The 22,935-nt window shown below is 47.0% G+C and carries 16 protein-coding genes and 1 other RNA gene; 8 read left to right on the plus strand and 9 right to left on the minus strand.

Features of this window, described 5'->3' with window-relative positions:
• The first annotated feature begins 86 nt into the window (after positions 1-86).
• The 5 genes from ACKFKH_RS10980 (at position 87) to ACKFKH_RS11000 (ending at position 5,885) form a co-directional block, all read left to right on the plus strand.
• Complete coding sequence (locus tag ACKFKH_RS10980) at positions 87-842, plus strand: class I SAM-dependent methyltransferase (protein ID WP_446858326.1); 756 nt, start codon at positions 87-89, stop codon at positions 840-842.
• Positions 839-2,014: a glycosyltransferase family 4 protein gene (locus ACKFKH_RS10985; RefSeq protein ID WP_446858327.1), complete on the plus strand. Its 1,176-nt coding sequence runs from the start codon at positions 839-841 to the stop codon at positions 2,012-2,014. Before ACKFKH_RS10980 ends, ACKFKH_RS10985 begins: the two co-directional genes overlap by 4 nt.
• Before the next feature lie 184 nt (positions 2,015-2,198).
• Positions 2,199-3,392 (plus strand): glycosyltransferase, encoded by a 1,194-nt coding sequence (locus ACKFKH_RS10990; RefSeq protein WP_446858328.1) that lies wholly within the window; start codon positions 2,199-2,201, stop codon positions 3,390-3,392.
• A gap of 836 nt (positions 3,393-4,228) precedes the next feature.
• Positions 4,229-4,810 carry a hypothetical protein gene (locus tag ACKFKH_RS10995; RefSeq protein WP_446858329.1) on the plus strand — a complete coding sequence of 194 codons (582 nt, stop codon included), beginning with the start codon at positions 4,229-4,231 and terminating at the stop codon, positions 4,808-4,810.
• A 958-nt stretch (positions 4,811-5,768) separates the two neighbouring features.
• Positions 5,769-5,885 carry a hypothetical protein gene (locus ACKFKH_RS11000; RefSeq protein WP_446858330.1) on the plus strand — a complete coding sequence of 39 codons (117 nt, stop codon included), beginning with the start codon at positions 5,769-5,771 and terminating at the stop codon, positions 5,883-5,885.
• 760 nt (positions 5,886-6,645) lie between these two features.
• Here the strand turns inward: ACKFKH_RS11000 and ssrA are convergent.
• Positions 6,646-7,032: a transfer-messenger RNA gene (gene ssrA, locus ACKFKH_RS11005) on the minus strand.
• An 88-nt stretch (positions 7,033-7,120) separates the two neighbouring features.
• Between ssrA and ACKFKH_RS11010 the strand changes: the two genes are divergently transcribed.
• Positions 7,121-7,351 carry a hypothetical protein gene (locus ACKFKH_RS11010; RefSeq protein WP_446858331.1) on the plus strand — a complete coding sequence of 77 codons (231 nt, stop codon included), beginning with the start codon at positions 7,121-7,123 and terminating at the stop codon, positions 7,349-7,351.
• A 233-nt stretch (positions 7,352-7,584) separates the two neighbouring features.
• Here ACKFKH_RS11010 and ACKFKH_RS11015 read toward each other — a convergent pair whose 3' ends face one another.
• Both ACKFKH_RS11015 and ACKFKH_RS11020 read right to left on the minus strand, forming a co-directional pair.
• Entirely contained in the window at positions 7,585-9,345 is a 1,761-nt protein-coding gene (locus ACKFKH_RS11015; RefSeq protein WP_446858332.1) for a ShlB/FhaC/HecB family hemolysin secretion/activation protein, read from the minus strand.
• Positions 9,346-9,361: 16 nt separating this feature from the next.
• Positions 9,362-12,412: a two-partner secretion domain-containing protein gene (locus ACKFKH_RS11020; protein ID WP_446858333.1), complete on the minus strand. Its 3,051-nt coding sequence runs from the start codon at positions 12,410-12,412 to the stop codon at positions 9,362-9,364.
• A gap of 118 nt (positions 12,413-12,530) precedes the next feature.
• On the opposite strand from ACKFKH_RS11020, the gene ACKFKH_RS11025 reads away from it, so the two are divergent.
• The gene (locus ACKFKH_RS11025) at positions 12,531-15,167 is read left to right on the plus strand and encodes a CHAT domain-containing protein (RefSeq protein ID WP_446858334.1); all 2,637 of its coding nucleotides are present in this window, start codon (positions 12,531-12,533) and stop codon (positions 15,165-15,167) included.
• Between the two features lie 235 nt (positions 15,168-15,402).
• Here the strand turns inward: ACKFKH_RS11025 and ACKFKH_RS11030 are convergent, their stop codons facing one another.
• The 4 genes from ACKFKH_RS11030 to ACKFKH_RS11045 all read right to left on the minus strand — a co-directional run bounded on the left by ACKFKH_RS11030 (position 15,403) and on the right by ACKFKH_RS11045 (position 19,853).
• Positions 15,403-16,020: a ScyD/ScyE family protein gene (locus ACKFKH_RS11030; RefSeq protein WP_446858335.1), complete on the minus strand. Its 618-nt coding sequence runs from the start codon at positions 16,018-16,020 to the stop codon at positions 15,403-15,405.
• Positions 16,021-16,321: 301 nt separating this feature from the next.
• On the minus strand, positions 16,322-17,104 hold the full coding sequence (locus ACKFKH_RS11035; RefSeq protein WP_446858336.1) for a DUF928 domain-containing protein: 783 nt from the start codon (positions 17,102-17,104) through the stop codon (positions 16,322-16,324).
• Positions 17,105-17,205: 101 nt separating this feature from the next.
• Entirely contained in the window at positions 17,206-19,158 is a 1,953-nt protein-coding gene (locus tag ACKFKH_RS11040) for a CHASE2 domain-containing protein (protein WP_446858337.1), read from the minus strand.
• A 23-nt stretch (positions 19,159-19,181) separates the two neighbouring features.
• The gene (locus ACKFKH_RS11045; protein WP_446858338.1) at positions 19,182-19,853 is read right to left on the minus strand and encodes a response regulator; all 672 of its coding nucleotides are present in this window, start codon (positions 19,851-19,853) and stop codon (positions 19,182-19,184) included.
• 368 nt (positions 19,854-20,221) lie between these two features.
• On the opposite strand from ACKFKH_RS11045, the gene ACKFKH_RS11050 reads away from it, so the two are divergent.
• A complete protein-coding gene (locus ACKFKH_RS11050; protein WP_446858339.1) occupies positions 20,222-21,634 on the plus strand; it encodes a hypothetical protein in 1,413 nt (470 codons plus the stop codon).
• A gap of 652 nt (positions 21,635-22,286) precedes the next feature.
• On the opposite strand, the gene ACKFKH_RS11055 is transcribed toward ACKFKH_RS11050, so the two are convergent.
• Together ACKFKH_RS11055 and ACKFKH_RS11060 are read right to left on the minus strand one after the other, a co-directional pair.
• Positions 22,287-22,523: a hypothetical protein gene (locus ACKFKH_RS11055; RefSeq protein ID WP_446858340.1), complete on the minus strand. Its 237-nt coding sequence runs from the start codon at positions 22,521-22,523 to the stop codon at positions 22,287-22,289.
• Between the two features lie 75 nt (positions 22,524-22,598).
• Positions 22,599-22,931 carry a DUF4212 domain-containing protein gene (locus tag ACKFKH_RS11060; protein ID WP_446858341.1) on the minus strand — a complete coding sequence of 111 codons (333 nt, stop codon included), beginning with the start codon at positions 22,929-22,931 and terminating at the stop codon, positions 22,599-22,601.
• Between the last annotated feature and the right edge of the window lie 4 nt (positions 22,932-22,935).

The raw sequence follows: 22,935 nt of genomic DNA on the forward strand, positions 1-22,935 counted from the left end.
CATTCCATTTCCCCGAAAAGCAGGAGAGTAACATACTCTCGACAATTGCCTGATTATTCTCTCACATCACCCTTCAGTACTTATCAATGAACGAACTTAGAGAGATTACAATCTTGCAGAAGGAGCAGATTGAGATCGAGTTTTGGAAGAACTCTCCGATCGAGAACCCTCAATCTGAAGCGATCGAGAACTTAGTCAGTAAGTTTTGTGAGGCTAAAATTCTCTTAGAGAAACTTGCCTATCACCAGTCGTATTTTCAGCAGGCTAGTACCATTTTGGAGATTGGTGCAGGACAAGGTTGGGCATCGTGTATTGTCAAACGCTTCTTTCCCAACAAGCAGGTGATTGCTTCAGATATTAGCGAATATGCGATCGCATCGGCTCACAAGTGGGAATACGCTCTCCAAACCAGTCTCGACAAGAAAGTTAGTTGCCGTGCTTACGAAATTCCTCTAGCTGACGCAAGTGTAGATCTCGTGTTTTGCTTTGAAGCCGCCCATCATTTTGTGAAACACCGCCGGACATTACAGGAAATTCATCGCGTTCTGCGATCGGGAGGGGCTTGTTTATATCTACATGAACCCGCCTGTAAACAATATCTCTACAAGATGGCTCATGCAAGAGTTAATCGCAAACGCCCGGAAGTTCCAGAAGATGTCTTGATCTATCGCGAAATTCAGCAAATTGCTGAGTCAATTGGATTAGAGGTTGAAGTTCGATTTGATCCCAGTACCTTAAATCGAGGTGCAGTCGAAACGATCTACTACTTCTTTCTTCAAAAGCTACCATTTCTGCAATTTTACTTACCTTGCAGCGTCGATTTCATCTTCAAAAAACCATGACTGTAGACACAACAACACTGGAAAGGGAAAACACGGTTAATGAAGCTGCGAGACTTCTTTTAGTAGCATTAGAGTGGTCTCCCAACATTGCAGGTGGGTTAAATCGCTATGTGTATGAGTTAGTTCAGCAACTTGCTGCCAAAAACGATCAGGTTGAGTTGTGTGGTTTAGAGTTGCCAGCCACGCTAACAAATTCATCGATTATGATGACTAATCTTGCTGTTTCCAAGCAGCCTCTACTACATCGGTTATGGTCTGCTCGGCAACAATTTTCTCAAAGATCGCTACGTCGCCCTCACGCCATTAACTTGCATTTTGCCCTCTACAGCTTTCCAATTCTGGAAAAACTGCCCAAAGATGTTCCAGTTACGTTTACTTTTCATGGGCCTTGGGCAATGGAGAGTGTATCCCAACAACAGAACTTGAAATACTACTTTCAATGCTGGTTAGAACAACAAGTTTATAACCGCAGCGATCGCTTCATTGTTTTGAGTAAAGCCTTTGGTCAATTGCTGCATGAAACCTATCGCGTTCCGTGGGAGAAGATTCACGTTATTCCAGGCGGCGTTAATACCACAACGTTTCAGCCCAATCTTTCTCGTCAGGCGGCCCGCGCTAAATTAAACTGGCATCCCGATCGCAAGATTTTGTTTACGCCTCGTCGTCTTGTACAACGGATGGGACTACCGCAACTACTAAAAGCAATGGTTCGCGTTAAACAAGCGGTGCCAGAAGTGTGGTTAGCGATCGCTGGAAAAGGACACCTGCGAGACCCCCTAGAACAACAAGTGCAGGCATTGGGATTAAGCAATCATGTTCAACTCTTGGGGTACATCCCGGATGATTTGTTACCTATTGCTTATCAGGCGGCGGATTTGACTGTAGTTCCTAGTCAGAGCTTAGAAGGGTTTGGGTTAATTCTCGTTGAGTCTCTAGCCTGTGGTACTCCAGCAATGTGTACGCCCGTGGGAGGAATGCCTGAAGTTTTAGCTCCTTTGAGTCCAGATCTAGTCACCCTAACGCCAGAAGCAGACGAAATTGCCGATCACATTATTGATCTACTAACAGGTGCCTTGTCATTGCCCACGCGGGAGGAGTGTCGGGAGTATGCTTGTAATCGGTTTGATTGGCAAACGATCGCGCCGCAAGTTCGCACTGTGTTACTAAATTAACGTGAATTCAATGCAATTCCTTGCTTCGGTTACAAGTCTGGTTGCTCCCTAAATCCCCTACCAATGAGAAACTTTGATACTAAAATTCTTGTCTTAAAGTCCCCAGAGTTGGGAGGTTGGGAGGCAGAAGCCCTGAACAACGAAGCGAAAAACTCTCATCGAATCCATGTTGAATTAAACAGTCATGAAGATTCTGTTTCTAGACCAAACGGGCAATTTGGGAGGTGCAGAGTTGTGTCTTCTCGACATTGCTAAATACTATGGGGATGCTTGTCTGGTGGGACTATTTACAGATGGTGTTTTTAGACAAAGACTGGAGCAGGCTAGTATCCCCGTACAGGTATTGTCTAACCAATCACTCAATGTTCGCAAAGACAGCAGTTTTTTTAACAGTCTGGGGAGTCTTTGGCGGCTTGTGCCTTTGATCCAGCAAGTCATTCACTTGAGCCAGAACTATGATGTAATCTATGCTAATACTCAGAAAGCGCTAGTCGTGGGAGCGATCGCTAGTTACTTCGGCTGTCGTCCTCTGGTGTATCACCTGCACGATATTCTGTCACAGGAACACTTTAGCCGATCGAATCTTCGTCTCGCGGTGACACTTGCCAATCAATTTGCTTCACGAATCATTGCCAACTCCCAAGCAACACAGCAGGCATTTATAGCAGCAGGGGGACGAGCAGAGTTAACCACCGTCGTGTACAACGGGTTTGCACTAGAATCCGATGTAGCGCCCTCCGTGAACTCTTCTGAGCAGATCAGTGTTGAGCGTCCCGCAGCATTGGAGAACTTAAAGCACGCAGGCAAGTTTGTTGTAGGCCATTTTAGTCGGCTCGCTCCTTGGAAAGGACAGCACATTCTGCTAACGGCGCTCACCCACTGTCCAGAGGAGGTGATGGCGATCTTTGTGGGGGATGCACTGTTTGGCGAAGAGGCATACGTTCAACAATTGCACCAACAAGTAAAACAGTTGGGACTACAACAGCGGGTACAATTTTTGGGATTTCAGACGAATATCTCTGCTCTGATGACGGCTTGTGATCTAATTACCCATACCTCAACAGCACCAGAACCATTTGGACGAGTGATTGTAGAGGCAATGTTGTGTAGGCGACCTGTTATAGCGGCAGCAGCAGGAGGCGCGATCGAGCTAATCACCCACAACCAAACAGGCTGGTTGACTCCACCAGGAGATTCCTTGCAGTTGGCAGCAGCGATTCAAAACTGTCGAGATCACCCAGATCACAGTCAGACGATCGCAGTTCACGCCCAACAAGTCGCTCGACAGCGCTTTTATCTAACCGTCACAAATCAACAAATTACTCAACTTCTACAACAGATCCCGCAGCGATCGGCTTCTCAAGTGACGATGGAGTGATTAGGGGATGTAAGGGCTTCACGTCAGTCTCAGCAAAATGTCTAATTCTAGTTCCATGAAGTGCTGATTATTAGTGATTGCTTTTTATACGATTGCTTTATTTTAGGAAGTTTCGCATAATACAAAGAGTTGGCAGGAATCTACTAGGGTTTCTTTCCTGATCAACTTCAAGGTAATGGCTAGGAGAAAGGGTGCAGGGTTACTTTTTCCAGTTTTTAAGCTTCTCAAAAATTCTTGAGAGGATATGGCTCTCAGAACGACCCTAGCGCGATGTGCTTTAGACTCATGCTTTCCTTTTCGAGGGAGCTAGGAACGGGAGCATCCCAATTGTGCAAACTCTCGGATTGCCCTCCTCACGAAGTGGGGCGAGAGCTTTGCCAGCCCGTCTCCCCAGGGAGAAGGGAGTCAGATCTCTTGTTCCCTCTGGGGCTGCCGTGTACACACAAGTTGATCGATCTGTCATTGCTGAGACCCTTCGCCCCCTAAATCCCCCAAAAATGGGGGACTTTGAGCCGTCGTCATGGCTTTGAACTTTGGAAATCTTTCCTTGGTCAAAGTCCCCCAGAATGGGGGATTTAGGGGGCTGAAGCCGCCTGAAACGAAGCGACAACGACTTACACGGTAGCTCCTTGGGGAGAGGGAGAGGGTGAGGGCAGAAAGACTGGGCTACACAATTGGGATGCTCCCGCCAGGAACTTCAACGGGAGGCTATCTACAAGTCGATTCCCCCAACCCCCAAAGGAGGCTTAAAGAAGTCGCACATCGGTGCATCGTCTCTATTGCATCTACGGAATTTCTGTACCAGATTTCCTTGGCTTTAAGATCAGGAGTTTTAGATGGAAGTAGAAATGCTCATTGAGTTGATACAGGCTGATATTGGCACAGTGGGTTGTTTACAACAGTCCGCTCCCCCTTGCAAATTTAGACCCTACTGGCGACCTGAAGTAGCCAACACCCTCTGCAAGCGATTGGGTTGTGTTAGTTCCGAGGAAGTCAAACTCGTAGACCGTCCCTTGATGCTACGTGGCGAAGCACTGAGCTACCACAATCTCTACCATTTTGAAGTTAGTTGTTTAGACCGCATTGTGATCAGCAATCAAAGGGTAAGCGGAATTCATGGATTTTATGCTTCTATGTTTTGTGATGCCCCGATCGAGGCTGAGTACGCAGGTGTTTTGGATGAGGCAAGAGTTGCAGTACATGAGTGGCTGACTCGACCTGCTTTCTACAACACCTTAAAGTTAATCAACTGGAGCATTTGGCTTGTTTGGCATGGGATCAATCCGATAGCGGTGATTTTGCGCCACGCTGAGAGCCTTGGTCGCTTTGCGCGAAAGTATGGCTGCTCGATCGTCGAAGTTGCGCCAAAACTTTGTTGTCTCTACAGCAACGGCAAGCGGACTGCAAAGCGTAAATAAAGCAATCTTGTACACGAAGGGCAGGTACGGTAATTATTGCAACAACGGTTATTTGTTAGATCGAGGCAAGCCACAGACTGGGGCGATCGCTATTCGATTTTTCTTGATTACACATTCAGACAGCCCAAGCATCCGTTTTATTGCAAATCTTCGTTACCAATGACGAATTTGCTGACCCTGGCAGAACAACTATCTGAGCGACAACGGCATTGTGTCTTTTGGCGCTGAATTGAAAGCCAGAGTAAACTTGCTAGGTTTTTCAGATCTTACACGAGCATTCAAAAAGTGACGCTCTCGAAACTGTCACTGTTATATTAATCTCTGGTAAAGATGCTAATCCCACTGAGAGATTCTCTGCAAGAGTACGTACAATTAGGCAGGGTTGAAGGAACATGACAGGTGTGCCTAGAAATTCTACGGAGACCTTCTGGGGTTTGACGAATTTACCAAAGGTGCATTGGTGGACTATCGCAAATTGGTGAGTCTTAGACTCAAACACAATCTGACAACCGTAGTTGCAGGCTATACTATGTAGGGGCACAGACCTCACTTTTCGGGATAAGCTTGTTGACTAGAAACAACGTGAGACAGTGGCGGGAGGTTCCCTTGATCGAGATGTCCTTTAGCGAAGCCGAGATCGCGGCGTTGCATTATGAACGATTTCATCCTCCCCATCCGAGAGTCCAGCGCAAAATGGAAGCGTTGTATTTGAAGAGTCAAGGCTTACCGCATTAGAAAATTGCTCAACTGGTACAGGTGAGTCAGAATACCCTAAGGAGCTACCTCAAGGAGTACCAAGTCGGGGGGATTGCCGGACTGAAAGTGTTGACCTTTTATCAACCCCAAAGCGAGTTGAAGCAGCATCAAGACACATTGGAAGCGTACTTCAGAGTTCATCCACCTCAAAGTTTGGTCTCTGACCGCTGTTCCCACTCCTGCCTTACTGCCAGGTCTCCTAGTGCTACGTGCCGGGGTGCTGCGGAATCGCAAACAGCAAGCTGTGGAAGCGGTTGTGCTTTCTAGAGCAGCCAGCGGTAAGAGCCGTCTTTGTGTTGATAGCGGTTCTCAAAGCTGAAGATTTCGCTACCAGGAAACGGCTGTCGGTTTCTAAGATAGATGGATTGATGTCGTCTGGATGGACAAACTCAGCCCAGGGGCGAGAGGTCATTTCGTCCTATGTCCAGCCGAGTAACTTTTCAAAGGTTGGGCTAACCCATTGAGGCGTTGCTGAACAGGGGGATGAATCAAGTGAGTATGGATATTGACCAATACTTTAGATAGTGGAGGAGCAAACGCAGCGAATGCTTCAGAGCGCATTTCTAAATAAAAGCTTAAATAGACGGAGCGTGACCGCGAACTGAATCAAGAGCAGAAAATCTCGTCTATCCCGAACGCAGCGATGTTAGAGACCCTGAAGCCACGCTGATTTCGTCGGGCAAGTGAACGCAAGGAGCAAGCTTAATCATTAATTTAGAAATGCGCTCTTAGTGCACGAAGGTGGACTTTGTTCTGATAGCAGCGTTGCCGAAGGCACTTGCGAAGCTAACATTAATCGCCAGGTATTCAGGCAGGAAGTCTACTGTAAAGTCTTTAATGTGTGACCAGCGGTAGGCAGTGTTGTAGAGAAGTTGCCGCCACCCAAGCATCTTGGCGTGAAGTAATCTACTATGCGCTTTGTCGATTAGCGCAGGCTTTAATGCTGCCTTGATCGCGAGAGCTTAGAAAAGATTTATTGGGATTAGAGGTTAGACAACTCATTTCGGAGATGAGTCTTAAATAAGTTGTCTAACCTTCGGCTGAGTCGCAAAAAGATTTGAATCTAAAGCGACGAGTTGTAGTGGAGCTGACGGGAGTCGAACCCGTGTCCAAATTGGGTATTAGTACCCCGATCGTTCACAGGTTTAGCTTTTCTGATCCTCAAGCGGGAACTGTTCATTATCCCGAACAGTGGGATTCTCTAGTATTGTCTTAGCTAGAAAACCGACCAGAGGCGATCGTCTAGAGCAACCGTTGGGGTTTGTCTACGATCCTTAACGGTGTCAAACCGTAGACGCTCGAACCTATGAGAGGTTTTTGTTAGGCAACTGCTGCTGCTTTACGAGCAAAGGGTACAATGTTGTTCGCATGTACTGTGTTTTGAGCCTGTATTTACGAGAGTGGACTCCCTCTCGACCTGCATCACGTGGTAGCGTTCGCCAACCTGTCGAAACCGTTACAGCCCCGTGCGTTTTCTCATTATAGCGTGAGATTGTGGCCGTGGTAAATGGTTTCTAAAAGTGTGACCTTTTATCAAAGTGCAGAGATGAAGCCATGATTACCGCTCTTTTCCCTAACTGTAGAATTCGGGATGGCCGCCTTGAGGATTTAATCACGCTGGCTGAGATAGAACAAGCCGCAGCGACCTTGTTTTGTGACACGCCCTACGCTTTTCTGGTGAATGCTGAACCTCTTCCGTTGGAGGCGTTGCTGAATCAGGGGATGAATTGCCCCAGAGCGGCGGGAAATCCAAGGTTCAAAGTCCCCCATTTTTGGGGGATTTAGGGGGCGAAAAGATGGACACTTCCCACAGATTCATCCCTCCAATCAGCAACGCCCTCACAACATTCTCTAAAAGTTGGCATTGCTGAATTCGGGTATGAATTCCTAAATCTGCCCTCACCCTAACCCTTCCTAAAAGGAAATGAGACAAGAGTTCTAGCGCCTTTCTCCTTGGGGAGAAGGGTTGGGGATGAGCGAATCATCCCTCTATTGAGCAATGTCTAAAAGTCTATCTCTCAAAACGGCTGATAACGGATTGAAAAGTAAAAACCATTCTCTTGCAGCGAGTTTCTGCGGTTAGCACAAGCGCAAACTCCGGCAGACTCGCCTACTGAAATGAAAGGAATGCCGTAGTCCAGACGCAACAATAGATTGGGAGTCATCAACCAGCGCAAACCTAGCCCTAAACTGGCGATCGTTGCAGGATCAGGGTCAACTTCTCGATTATTCCAAACTGTACCCATCTCAACAAAAGGCACTAACTGCAACACGCTAGGATCAGACGTGAGTGGAATGCGAACCTCAACAGAACCCAACAGACCATTGTCTGCAACCAACTGGTTTTGTCTATAGCCGCGAATGGTATCGACTCCGCCCAGACTAAACCGTTCTAGAGAGAGCAAAGGGTCTGGAGTCAGTTGGGCATCGATTCGCGCAACTAGCAGATTTCGAGTGGACAACTGCTGCACCCACTGAAATTGCCCCAACCACGAGAAGAATCGTCCATCTGTTCCCGAATCATTGGTTGTTGCATCAAAGGCACTGATTCCCAAACTGAATTGCGATCGCGCCGCTAAAACTCGCCTACTACGCCGATCAACCCAATCTTGAGTAAACCGAATTACAGTGACTTTAGATTCTCCATTTTCGGCTCCTTCTGTAAAAGAAAAGGGAATGTCATCGAGAATGTATGTCTGGCTGCGTCGCAGATCGAGTCCCAAGCTCAACGCAAACTCACTGGTTGGGGTTCTAGAAACAGGCTGTCGCAAACTGAGCGAGTAGGTTTGGGTTTTGCTTCTAATACCGATATCGCGAAACTCTTCTTCAATAATGCGGCTGGTTCCATTGTTATAGCGGAGGCTGAAAGTGCCGTCACGAGCATTTATGGGAATTGTGTAGTTGATGTCATAGAGATTGAGTCCTTCAGTCCGACCGTATTGGGCACTGAGACGATCTCCCAAACCCAACAGGTTATTGTGGCTGACTTCTAGACGACCTTGGGTAGAGCCGAGACTCGGAGACTGATTGTTTTCGATCACGATCGCATGATGAAAGGCGGGAGCTTCTTTGAGACTGACTCGTAAAATATTGCGACCGGGAGTGCTGCCTGCAACTAACTCGGCGTTCACTTGTTCAATCAGTGGATCGAGTTGCAAAAGCTGTAAGGCTTCTTCTAGTCGTCGCTGGCTTAAGGGAGTTTTTGTTGCACGTTCGAGGCGCGATCGTACATATCCTTCTCGCAATCGCCTCAGTCCACCGATTTCAATCTGCTCAAGCTCGCCCTCGACGACTTGTATTTGAACAATGCCTGCACTGAGGTCTTGATTGTTGGGCAAAAAAGCTCCAGAATTGACATAGCCATTTTTGGCATAGAGTTGAACGATTGTCGATCGCAGTTCCAGTAAGTCTTCAAAGGTAATTTCTCGGTTTTGGTAGGGCTGAGTTAAAGCTGCAATTTCAGTTTGCAAGACGGTATTACCTTGCACCTCTATTTTTTTGATAAAGAAGCGATCGCTCGATTGCGGTGTTTGTTGAGGCGGTATTTGAACTGGAGGGGTTGGCAGTTGGAGTTTGGCAGGGGATGCGGGTGTCTCCAACGGTGAAGAACGGGGTAGTTCAGAGGGCTTGGGAATGGTTTGATCAACTGTGTTGGGTGCGGTTGGAGGAATCGTAACCCCAGAGGGCGGGGTGGATTGAGCCATTGCACTGAGGACAAGACAAACTGAGGTCGCAATGCTAGAACTTGAAGCGGCAACCCACTTTAGAATTGGAGACATGTTCACGCTATTAAATCTAAAAACAGTTTCGGCTCAGTACAAGTTTCCCGTTTGGCAGTCGGTAGATGCCTTGAGGTTCTACAATCGGGTCGCCTTTGCGCCAAGCACGACTGGAAGGTGAGGGCTGACGATCGCTCGGTAGCGTTTCCACGCTGACAGTTGGAAAGCTGGAGGATTGAGCCTCCCCAGGACGCTGCGGAAAGCCTCCCGTTCCGGTAATCGTGAAGCGTCCTTGCGTGGGTTGGTCGCGGCGAACAATGCAGCTATTGGCTAGAATGCTGTCGGTGTTGATTTGGTTATCGGGTAATTCGGTGAGGCTGTTTTGAATAAAGCTGACATCCGGGAGCGTAATGATTCCACTCACTGCACCAGTCGCATTGATATCAACTCGGCTATTGTTGTTGAGGGTATCAGGATTTGTCTCAAGCGTAGCCGGACGGTAGTTTTCGCCAAAAAAAGCTGGGGTGTTGAAAGTAATATTTCCGCCTGTGCCGTCACGAGCAGATGCGAGAATATCGCTGTCCTTGAAAGCAAGAATAGAGTTAGCGGTCAGCGTAATGGCACCGCCGTTGTCTGCACCAGAGGCAACATTACTTCGGATGTCACTGTCGTCAAATAGGCGAATCTTTCCAGCCGAAATGGTGATAGCACCGCCTTGAGTTTGATTAGAATCTGTTCTAATCGTGCTACGCTCAGTCCGTAGGGTATCACGAGCCGTGATGGAAACATTGCCTGCTGCTCCGGTTCCGCTGCTTCGGCTGAATAAGGCTGCCCGATCGCGCACTAACAGCCCTCCCGCATCAATTTTTATATCCCCTGCACTCCCGCTTCCTGCACTCTCAGCAAACAAACCCCTTTGATCATTGACTGAGGTACCAATCACCTCAATTAAGCCAGATGCCTTGATCTGCAAGTTACCGCCCTTGCCTGAACTGGAAGTACTCGTGGATACTAGCCCTTTATTCACCTCGACCGACTCAGACGCATTAATTTGCAAGTTACCGCCTTTGCCTGTGCCGAAAGTGCCTGCTAACACCACTGCCCCATCGTTCACTTGTAACCGCCCTGTGTCGATCGTCAAGTTCCCTGCATCCCCACTCCCCTGAGTCTGAGTCAACAAGCCGCTGACACCTTGACCATTCGCTGATCCACTCACTTCAACCGAATTAGATGCATTAATCTGTAAATTGCCACCCTTGCCTCTATCGGCAGTAAGGGCTGATACTCCTCCGCTTACAATTAACCGTCCTGTGTTTATCGTCAAGCTTCCTGCATCCCCACTTCCAGCACTCTCAGTAGTCAAGCCACTCAGATCCCGACCATTGGGTGAGACACCGCTCACCTCAACCGAGTCAGACGCATTAATCTGCAATTTGCCGCCTTTCCCGTCCCGGACAGTACCTGATACCTTTGCCCCATCTCGTATCCGCAACTGCGTCGTGTTAATCGTCAAGTTTCCTGCATCCCCACCGCTGGCACTCTGAATAAACAAACCACTGGGGATGAGACCAGTAACAGAGGTTCCAATTACCTCAACCGAGTCAGATGCATCAATTTGCGAGTTGCCGCCCTTTCCTACATTGAAAGTACTGGCTGATATCCGCGCCCCATCTCGTATCCGCAGTTGTCTTGTGTTAATCGTTAAATTTCCTGCATCCCCACTCCCTTGAGTCTGAACTAACAAAGCACTGGGAATGCGACCATCGGCTGAGGTACCAATCAGATCGATCGAATCAAACGCAGTAATTTGTAAGTTACCACCTTTGCCTAAACTGAAAGCAGTCGTTGATATCGCCCCCTGATCGCGCACCAGCAGTTGCTTTGTGTCGATCGTCAAGTTTCCTGCATTCCCACTCCCGAAACTCTCAGTAGTCAAGCCACGGCCACCTTGACCATTGGCTGCTCCAATTACCTCAACCGCGTCAGAAGCCGTAATTTGCAAGTTACCGCCCTTGCCTGAGCCGATAGTGCTAGCTGATACTCGTGCCCCATCCCGTACGCGCAATCGCCCTGTGTTAATGGTTACGTTTCCTCCCGTTCCCGTTGCTGTAGAAACCACGTCAGCGCTCATGATCGAACTTCCACTCAAATTCACTTCTGCTACATGTACCCGGATCTCTCCGCCGTTTCCTGCTCCTAGAGTATCCGCCCAAATATTTGAGCTTTGTTCCATCTCCAACTGGGCACCGCGAATCTGAATGTCACCCCTTGCCCCACTGGCATCAACAAACGCCCCGTTGGAGAGCACGATCTTGCCGAAATCAGTGATGGAGTCATACCCCAAGACAAAGCGATTTCCACTTTGAGTCAAACTTATTTGACCCACACCACCCACACTGCCGAGTTCAATGCGTCCTCCGGCTGCGGTCAGTCTTCCTTGTAGGAACACATCCCCACCCACTAAGGCTAGAGTTCGACCCGGTTGCACCTGTAGTCCTGGAGCAAGATTTGCTGAATTCAGTTGACCAATCGTGCTTTGTGCTTGCGATCGATTCACAATTGGTTGAGCCGCAATCGCATTAAACCAAAAAGCGGAGGGATTAACGCTGAGTAGATTACTTGTAGTCGGTTGTGATGCACTAAAGAGTCCCGTATCGCCTAACTGAATTGCATCCGCCGTCGTTGCCAAAAATGAACCCTGAACATTCAGGCTGGCGGAAGCTCCGAAGACAATGCCTTTTGGATTAATCAGAAATAAATTGGCAGTCCCTAAAACGCCTAATCGCCCTAAAATCTCCGATCGATTTGCTCCTGTCACACGAGAAAGAATATTGTCAATACCACCCGGATTGGTAAAATAAGCGCCTTGTCCTTCACGAATATTGAATTGCTCAAAACTATGAAACAGATTCGCGCCTCGAATTGCCCCACCCTCAATACGATCGCTGGGAATCCTTTGTATAGTAACATTGGGTGTAACTACAGAACTCTCACGACCCAGCGTGTTATCAGGCACGATTTGAGCCAAAACGCCTTTACCAACTCCGATTAAAAGTGTCCCAACTAAAGCAGCACATCCCTCAATCTTCCACTGCCAGCCTCTACTGAACCTGCTTTTGGCAATCATAGGTTCACTTCTCCAACACTGTTAAAAATTATCAAGTCCTGGAAGATGCACGTTTAGATCGAGCATAGCGCCCAACGCTTCGTCTAAAATCCTTTTTGGAATTTAACCCTAGCTTACTATGATTAGCCGCCAATTCCGCGTCCGTTGCTTTCTAACTATTCTGTTTCTGTGTAGTCTTATTGTTTGCTTGTGGCTGAATAATACTCCTCTTACGGCAAACGCGCAGTCTGCCACTGCTAGTCAACTTGTACAACAAGGAATTGAACGCTATCGAATTGGGGATGTACAAGGATCAATCACGGCTTGGCAAACTGCCTTAACAGCCTATCAAAATACCAAGGCTCGCGCTAATGAGGCGATTGTCCAAGAAAAACTGGCGATCGCTTATCAGCAAATCGGTCAACTGGGAGAAGCCATTAATTATTGGAAAGCCGCGATCGCGAACTACCGTCAGCAAGGAGATTTTATTAAAGTAGGACGATTGCTCACCGAACAAGCACAAACTTATAGTCGTTTGGGACAAAACAAAGTCGCGATCGCGCTGTTATGTGGGGCATCCCAGACGGATGATTGTCCTAAACGTGAAGGAAGTGCCTTGCAAATTGCTGAGAAATTTAGCGATCACCAGGGAGAAGTCGCTGCTTTGGGAAGTTTGGGAGAAGTCTATCGCCTCACAGGAAACTATGATCAAGCGATCGCAGCGTTGGAAACTAGCTTAAAGGTTGTCCAACAGGGCAGTCCTCCAATGTATCGTCCCTCCGTCCTGAATAGTCTCGGTAACGCTTATGTGAGTAAAGCTCAACTAAACCAGCAGCGGGCTGATTCTACGCAGTTGAGAGGGGCAGAAACTAAAGCAAGTGAATTCGCTAAAACTGCCAGTTCTAACTACGACAAAGCCCTAGGCTATTTCAATACTAGTCTGGAACTGACTCGCACTCAGAATGACCCGTCGAGTCAAATGCGGACACTGCTCAACTTGATTCAGCTTTATGACCGCTCAAAAGACTCAAACTCTAATCAGGCAAAACAGAGATTGCAAGAGGCTTTGGCTCTGCTTAAGCAACTTCCCAATTCTTCTAGTAGAGTCTATGCCGCGATCGATCTAGCCCTGGTTCTTTCTGAGCATTCAACCTCACACTGTTCGCCACAAACGCTAAACAATCCACAGGCTGAGAAGCTTCTCACACAAGCGGTTGCAGTTGCTCAAACTATTCAAGATTCTCGCGCTGAATCCTTTGCTGTAGGAAATCTGGGACATCTCTACGAGTGTCGCAAAGACTACAATCAAGCCTTATCGTTTACTCAGCAAGCGCGGTTAGCCGCCGACCAAAAACTGCGTGCTAAAGATAGTCTTTATCTATGGGAATGGCAGGCGGGACGAATTTTTAAGGCACAGGCGAAAGCGGCTGAGGCAAGTCATGCGTATGAACGTGCGATCGCAACCTTAGAAGGTGAGGGAGGCATCCGAGATAATTTGTTGATTGCTGAACGAGACTTGCAGTTTACTTTTCGAGATACAATCAATCCGCTCTACCGTGAGTTTGCCCAGTTAAAGCTAGAACGTGCGGAGTCCTTCCCAGTTGCTAGTCAAGCGTATCAAAAGGAACTAGATTCAGCCCTCACTGCGATCGATTCTTTGAAGCTGGCTGAGTTGCAAAACTACTTTGGCGATGAGTGTGTTTTGACCGTTTTTGATCAAGAGCGCGTCGATGACTTAGAACGAGAAGACACGGCTGTTTTTAGTTCGATCATTCTCGAAGACCGAACCGCGATCGTCGTCAGTCTTCCCAATCCCGAAAAGAAGCTGGCGACAAGAAGATTAAAGAAACTAATCTGGATCAGTGATAGTAAAAAGCTGAGAGAAGAGATTAAAACATTCCGACTAGACGTTCAGAAATTTTATGATCTCACGGATGCTTATTTAGCGCCTGCACAGAGCTTATATAACTCAATTATTCGTCCTGTTGCTTCTGATCTAGCTGCTGCACAAATCAAAACCGTTGTGTTCATTCAAGACGGACTTTTACGCAGTGTCCCAATGGCTGCACTTCATGATGGTCAAGAATTTTTAGTGCAAAAGTATGCGATCGCAACTACGCCAGGTCTGCGTTTGACTTCTCCTCAACCTGTAGACTTTCGAGGGCTGCGGACACTAGCATTAGGGCTAACCCAAGCAGCGATCGTCGAAGGTGAAAGATTTACGCCGCTGGAGAATGTTGCTGGTGAACTCAGTCAAGTGATCGCACGATCGCCAGGAAGCAAGAAGCTGTTGAATGAGCAGTTTACTCGTCAGCGATTAGAGCAAGAACTAAAACAAGCAATTTATCCGGTGATTCACATTGCGACTCATGGTCAGTTTGGCACGATTCCAGAAGATAGCTTTTTAGTAACAGGCAACAATCAGAAACTTACAATCACTCAGCTAGAGAGCGACATCCGCCGCTTTAGTAAAGGTTTGGAGCCTGTGGAGTTGCTTGCGCTTACTGCTTGTCAAACGGGTATAGGAGACGATCGAGCGACATTAGGAATTGCTGGAATCACGGTACAAGCGGGGGTCAGAAGTGCGTTGGCTTCCCTTTGGTACGTAGATGATGCGTTTACTCAGGAACTCGTCAGCAGATTTTACGATAACTTACGCTCTCAAATGAGTAAAGCAGAAGCCCTCCAAGCAGCGCAGAAGACATTGATTAGCCAAAATAAGCAGATTCACCCCGCTCAGTGGGCACCTTTTACCCTAATAGGCAACTGGCTCTAGAACCAGGAATATAGCTAGCCCCAATAGCGCACAAACGATCATTTTTAGTTGGTTCGTTAGCTCCCTCCTAGACGTAATCAGTGGTCAGTTGTGGAGCCACGACCAAGAACTAACCACCAGCCACTTCAAGGTTCCCACAGACCATTTAGAGACAATTTACGGTTGAAATAGTTCCCCTGACCCACCCTCACTTATACAACAGACCAGCACGTGGTAGTTACATTAACGTTACCTATTACGCTTGACTGAGTAAATCATTCGCACCCGAATCTAAGACATAAGCGGTATTGCCCTTAATCAGCAAGTCATAAAGATTGGTGTTGACATCTTGCTGGTCAGGGTTGTTATTTTGTTCATAAGCGCCAAAATTCCGGAGTCTTGTCCAGGAAGAACCTCCGTCAAAACTGTCGATCGAGATTAACTGGCTAAAATCAGGAACTTGTAGAATGCTGTCGCGGTTGGCTGGATTGCTGGCAAGACCCACGATCGCATAGGCGTTTCCATCGGCATCAAACTCAATGTTATTAACACCCGCTGCATCTGCTCCATCCGGTAATGCCAGCGATGGCAGCCCAGTGACAACTCGTTCTGCGACCCCATCTTGAATTCGAGTAATCGCACCCGTTGCTCCATATGACAAAAACGCGCCGGGTTGACTTGGAGACGGAATACTCGCGCCTGTTCCCCCTTGTCCTGCTTCGGCGACGTAAAGTGCCCCATCCAAACCAAAGCTTAGTTTACGGGGACTATCTAGACCACTTGCCAAAACCTCAATTTGCACCTGCTGTGACGTTTCTACAGGTTTAGAGATAGATGCTGTCTCTGAGGTCGAGATTGGAATTGTTTCTAACATGTTGCCACTCCTATAGACGATCGAGCACCTGTGTCTGGTTAAAACAGAAAGGGTCTACTGCAAGAAATTCCGGCAGTTCGACCCATGCGGATGCTCTCTTAGTCATCTAGTGGGTATTTCTATAAGCTGGTTATGCAGAAACTGCTCAAAGAAAAGAGACATTGCTGAATCCGAATCTGAATCTGAATCTGAACTGTTGAGTTTGAAAGGCTGGAAGTCCTTTGGAATCGGGGCCAGGAGCGCGTTAATTCCATTGTTCAGCAACGCCAGAGAAGAATTTATCCCAAAAATCTCTAAGCCTCTAACGTGCGCTGCCTGCAATCTGCTTTAAGGTTACACTCTGTTTCGCGATCGTATTTCCTTCTGGAGACGACGATTCTGGCATCGTTTTTGAGACTTCTGACTGAGCTAGATCATTCAACAGCGTTGCACCTAATGTCCCCAGTTTCGATGCTTGGGCTTGCTTGAGAGCTTCGCTTAGTGCGTCATACCATAATCCTTCTTCAGCGTAGATATTGGCTCTCTCAGCACTGTTGACCGCTTTACTGAGTTTATTTTGCACAGAGGTAGACATTGCGACAACCTCAATACTAGTTCCGCTGACTAAATCACCTGATGGGTTATCTGGATCACACTGAATCACGACCTGCCAGAAGTAGTCTTTCCCTGGTTGCAGTCCTGGTTCGTTTTTAGAGAAGGGAGACAGCTTCATGATGCCCGGTGAACTTTGCAAGGACAGTTGGCGAATGGCCTTGGGCTTGCCGTTTGGCACCCACTCGTAGATCACAAATTTCATAGGTTTGGCTACGGAGTCAGGCGGGACAAACCAAGCAAATGTAGGATGCCCAGATGTTGTCCGCCCAATATAAGTGCGAGAAGCCAAAACAGTCAGCGGCAGTTCTCCTCCAACACAGCCTCTGGTTGTTCCTGCGTCCGATCGACGACCTTTTGGGGCAGGTTTTTGAGCACCAGGGACATAAGCGGCTTCAGTCGATGAAGTAACTACTAGCCCTAAGCTCAACATACAACCAATGATGAATTTGAGGTTGATACTTTTATTCAGGAACCGATTGATTAGAGTCATAATTTGGTGAGGTAAAGGTTGGTTGAACTAAACAATACCGATAAAAGCGCAAATGTTTCGTTGACTGCTTCTAACAATCTAACGGTTCGTTTAGCCGTTCGTTATTTTTTGTTGAAGCTGAAATTTAACCAATTCAGAACCAAAGCTTTAGTTCTGCGTCCGATTTGGGCAAAGCTCCAGGTTTTACCTGTTAGAGACCAGGTTAATTGACATAAAGTTCCTTTCTCATTCAGTGAAGTTCGCTGAAATGTCCCTCTTAACCCTCTGGCGATCGCGAGACACTGTTTGGTTCCGCGCCCTTGTAACTCTGATCGAGTCCCAGCCCCATTGTCTTTGATACTCAAGGTGTATTGGCGTTCTTTGTACTGCCCAGTTGCACTAAGCCGAGTTACTTTCTTAGCATGTTTACCCACATTGCACAGGGCTTCTTCTAGAAATTGACAGAGTTCGCGCTTTTGTTCGATGGTCAAGTATTGCTCTTCGATCGAATCGAACGAATAAGCTTTTACTCTCAGCGTTTCAAAGCAGGGAAAGCCGCGCTGGAGCGTATGGCTGTAGACTTCATAGAACAGATCGCGAATGGGCAGCTTTAAGTCTAGAATTAGACCACTGCCGAGACGCAGACTTTCTTCTTGATCGAGGGCCTCTAGTTGCAGGTATTCGCCGATCTCTCGGATTTCATAGTTGAGATCTTTGAGGTCTTCGAGTAGTTGACGGGGTTCTATATCCTGGTCTTGGACATGCCTCAAGAGATTGGCCAAGGTTTGCAGAGGGCCGCGATGAAGTTCAACAAAGGTTCGTTCAATCGTGCGGTGACGTAGCTCAATCTGAGATCTCAATCCGCGATCGTACTGATAAAACGCACTCAAAATCGCCCCATTGGACACCAAAGCTAGTAGAGCGGGTGCGACTGGAATCCACCACCCTCTGAGGATGCAAACATACCCCAGTCCTACTAGACCAAGGCTAACTCCGGCAACAGACACCAGGTTTCTTAGGGGCGATCGTGACCTCCGACCGAGATAAATGGCGAAAATACCCCAACCCACAATCCAAACATATTCCCAACCCTGTGACCAAGTTTGCAGCATGGGTCGTCCATCGAGAACTGCACTAACAATTTGGCTCACCACATGGGCATGAAACTCTACGCCATAAATCTTTCCGGGCGGTTGCAACGTTGCAATTGCAGCAGTACTAATCGAATCTTTAACACTCTGAGCCGTGACCCCAATCAACACGATCTTTCCACCCAGGGCTGCGCGTAGCACATTGGGCTTTTCAATCTCGTTAATCTCTCGAAGCGATAGTGTGCGAAATCGTTGCCAACCGCTGCGGTAATTGACAAGTAGCTGAACGCCGAAGTCATCTGTACCTTTGTAGCCCCCAGCATTTGGAGCAACGCGAGGAAGCTCTATTGAGTCAAATCGCATTGCTTCGCGATCACGAATGCCGTTACTTAGTTCAATCCCTTCTGCTTTGAGATAGCGCTCTACCAGTCGTAAAGGCAGAGAGAATACATATTCATCGTTTTCAGGCCTTTTGGCTCCCAGCAGAGCGCGTCTAACTTTGCCATCATTGTCGGACAAAACATCAGCAAAACCGACCTGTTCAGGAGGTAAGTTAGGAGGTGGCTGAATGGGAAGCGGTAAAACCTTTTCAACTGCAATTAAGTTCTTGATCTCTTTGAGGGCTGCAACTAGTTCAAGATGACCCGGCTCAACAGCGATGTCTCGCACGAGATCCAGTCCGATCGCTCTAGGCTGGTATTTCTGCAATGTTCTAAGTAGTTTGGCAATCTCACGATCGGGGATGGGGTACTTTCCAATTTGTTGGATATCTGCTTCGTCAATTCCGACAATGACCACTCGCTCGTCGATCGGCTCGGCAGGTCGAAGATGCAGAAAGGAATCAAGCGTCACGCACTCCAGAAATTGTAGTGACCCACTGAGGCGCACGAGAATCACCATCCCCAAAGCAGCAATTCCTGGCAATGCAGTGACCGCCCACAGCGCCATTTTTTGCTTCAATTCGTTCCAACTGGTAAGCAACAATGGTTTATTCCTTACAAGATTAGTTAATCGATAAACCCTTCTTCTCTGGCTCGTTTCTCAGTTTGAATGCGGAGACTTTTGCCGTCTTCGAGGTAGACACCGAGCACATCTTGAACTTTAGCCCAGTAGTGACGCACCGTTCTGAGAGAGACTCTCATGCGATCAGCAATGACTTTATCTTCTAATCCTTCACTAAATGCGAAATTAAGTAATTCAATCCATTCTAACTTGACCTCCCCTGGTGGCATTCGCAGATCCTTGGTATGTGTGACTCCTCTCAGGGCCAGGTCAATTCGGTTCAACATCTCCTGGCTCGAAAGCCCTTTGTCTGCGACGGTAAATCCTCCTTCATGAGCATCAATGTCGGATTTAAGTCGCACCAGTGCTTTGACATAGCTGCTTTGCACCACCAAATTAAGAGTGACATAGGTTTTCATTAAGGTTCGCAAGCTTTTAATACCACCGTTGAGTTCGGCAGCGTCCCCGGAGGTTTCGGGTAAGGCGAGATCGATGATCACGAGATCGGGCTGAAGCACTTCGACCTGCTGGAGGGTGCTCTGGATTGTTTTAGCAGTAAAGAGTTTGGCTTGGGGATAGTGCCGTCTTAGCAAGTCGATCGTTCCACTTAGAATTAGTTCGTGATCATCGACTACCAGTATTTTAAGTATCCCTTGTTTGGGGAGATCTTGACTCATCGTTGAGACCCCGAAAATGTAAGTTTCTCAGCTTAGTAGATGATAGAACAAATCATCAATCTGAACAATCAAATGAACCGCCTTTTGCAAAATTTGAAATCAACTAATCACTCGATTGCACACTTGTGCAACAAGGTTGGCAGACTTGTGTAACGGAGGTTGCTGAACTATGTCAATAACATTGCATAAGAGGTTAAGACAGCTTTTCTGTTTAATCTTGTACCTTGATCATAAGCGCTCAAAACTTTTCTAAGACTACAGAAGCATGGTCTCAGTTTGTAAAATCACAACTGCTTGAATCAGTGAGAAAGCCAGGAAGATAACTGGCCTAGTCTTCTAGTAATATTCGTTTCTAGTGAGTCAGAAAAATGAAGAAACGTCAAAGCAATGTGCAAAAATTTTCTACATTCCTGAGCTTTCCAGATGCAGGAAAAAGTCTGACGCTGACCCGATGGGTAACAGAATCCGCTTTAGAGCGCAGCATCGAACAACAAGTGCAAGCGTATCCAGAACAAACCGCCGAAGCGTGGGCACTTCATTTTCTTAAGATTCTACAGAATGAGAAGGCTCAATTCGGTGAGCGGACAATAGCAGAAAAGCATCTGTCAGCTTTCTTACAAGAAGTGTGTTATCAGGCAGCACAGAAGCTACAGAAGCAATTTCAATCTGTTCAGTATCGGTATTCGTTAGCTGATTTGTTTCAGATTGGTAACTTATTCGTCAATCAACCCGCCAAACTCTTCCGAAGTTTTAAGTTAGACCATCAGAGCAGTTTGGAAGGCTATGCGAAAACAGCAATATACCGCTTTATTGGCAATACCATTTATACTCAAGACCTCGAAGCAAAGCGAGAAAAGTTCTCTGATTATGGGCTGTTAAAGGACTTAAGCCGCAAAGAACTCAAAGAAGCTTTGGCATCCAGAGGAATAGAGACGAGTCAGATTGATGCATACTGCTTTACGGTCTACTGCTACAGCACGGTTTGTCAACCTCAGTCAAGGCACAATAGTCGAAGTCTAGAAGCGCCGAGCCAGGAAGAGTTAGTTCAGATTGCCGCTTGCTACAACCAGAAGCAGGATCAGTTGATCACACTAACGGAACTTGCTGACGCAAACACGATTCAAGCGATGCTTTCAACCTGCATTCGATCGGCGCGCGACTATCGAACAAATCGAGTTCTGACGCTTGAAAGTGATGAAGTTGTTTCTGATCCGATGCCGACACCTTTGGAATCCGCTATCCAAACCGAAGAAAGAGAACAAGTCGAATCCTTAGTTTCTCAGCTATTTACAACGATTCCAGAAACGGGGCAAACTCTGCTAAAGCTTTGGCTAGGGTTAAATTTAACACAGGCTGAGATTGCGATCGTGTTAAAGCGCAAGCATCCAGAATTGCAAAAACAATATCAAGTTGCTCGTCACTTAGGAAAATATAGTAGGAATATCTTAAAGGAATTTCTTCAGCAGTGTCAGCAACTCAATCCTGGCTTGGCTTTACAAGATGATAAAGCAATTGAGACCATTCAAGAATTGCTAGACGAATGTTTGCAATCACACTGTAAACGGTTGGTGCACATCTACTTAGATCAGTTTAATCAGCAATACATCAGTAGAAATGTTTTTTTGATGTTCACTCACTCAGTAGAAAGCAAGCCAGGTTTCCTACAAGTGTTTGAGAGCCAACTTGAACATGATCTAAACTTGCCTTCCGAGTCTTTAAAATTTGTTAGCAACAAAATAGCTGAGGTTGTGAGCGAATGGTTACAGTCTACTAGGTTATGAACTGAGGTTCTAAGTTAGTATGAATCCCATTGATCCTGAGCTAATGTGTGAATAGACAGTCATTAGCCTCTGTAAGCTTCACCTCATTTCATGAGTATCTGCCGTATCGCATTGTTACAACTGAATCAAGGAGAATCTTGAACTGGTTACTTAGAGCTATTAGAAGTGATCGTTCAGACGGGAAGACAAGTTATTTTCTACAATCAGCCAGGATGTGGCCATTGCGATCGGTCAAAGAACGCAGATTTATATTCCATTGGTTGATTTAACGTGAGTTCGACAACAGTTTTTCGCTTCGGTATTCTGCTCTTTTGCGCCCCAACCCCTATTCTGAAAGTTTCCCAGAGTTGGCGGATTGGAAGGCAGAAGCTTGAGAACGAAGCAAAAAACTTCATCGAATTTACGTTTATTTAAGGACGAACTTGTAGTGTCTAAGTAGCTGGGTGCAATTAAACTGAAGACCCTCATCCCCTGACCCATTAAGCCGGACTCCCTCTCCCTGGAGAGACGGGCTGGCAAAGCTCTCGCCCCACTTCGTGAGGGGGGCAATCCGAGAGTTTGCACAATTGGAATGCTCCCTGTTAGTAGTTAGTTCTTAGCCTTTGATTCACCACTAACTACTAACCACCAAATTCTCACAAGTAGAACACGATTATCCTTGCGCGTGCTCAATGTTGTGAGTAGGGTCACGCAAATCTTCTACCAGAGCTTGAATCTCTGCGGGCGGTGGAGTCATGTTCGCAAAAGGCTGAATGTACTCGCTGAAGCCCAGATCCGTTTGCAGCGCATTCAATCGTCCGACAATATCGCTAAAGGTAAAGCCGAGTTGCGGCACAAAAAATCCGGTCAGCAAAAAAGAGAGTGCGATCGCGGGAATCAGATACGCCACAATCAAAAAATCCCTTCGTATCTTGTACTCTCGATTGCCAACCGATATAGATATAAAGCACAAACGAAAGGATAACTAAAACAATCGTCCAACCTTCAACTGACATAAGTTAAGCCTCGGTATATTGGAACTGGAGTGCGATTGAGGGAGACTGCCAGAACTGTACTTGCGATCGAGCCTATCCATTTGAACGGCATAAATAAAAATTAGGGCGACAAACACGTAGATTGAGCCTTGCTGCGCCATCCAAAAGCCAAATGGGACTCCGCCGAGCCGAATGTTATTGAGCAGTTGCACCAGCAAAATGCTGAACACTAGTGAGGCTAACACCCAAACCATCAAGAGACTAAAAATTAAAGTCGTGTTCGTGCGCCAATACGCTTGACGGCTCGTCCTGTTATTTTCCATTGCT

Source organism: Phormidesmis sp. 146-20 (genome assembly GCF_052939475.1).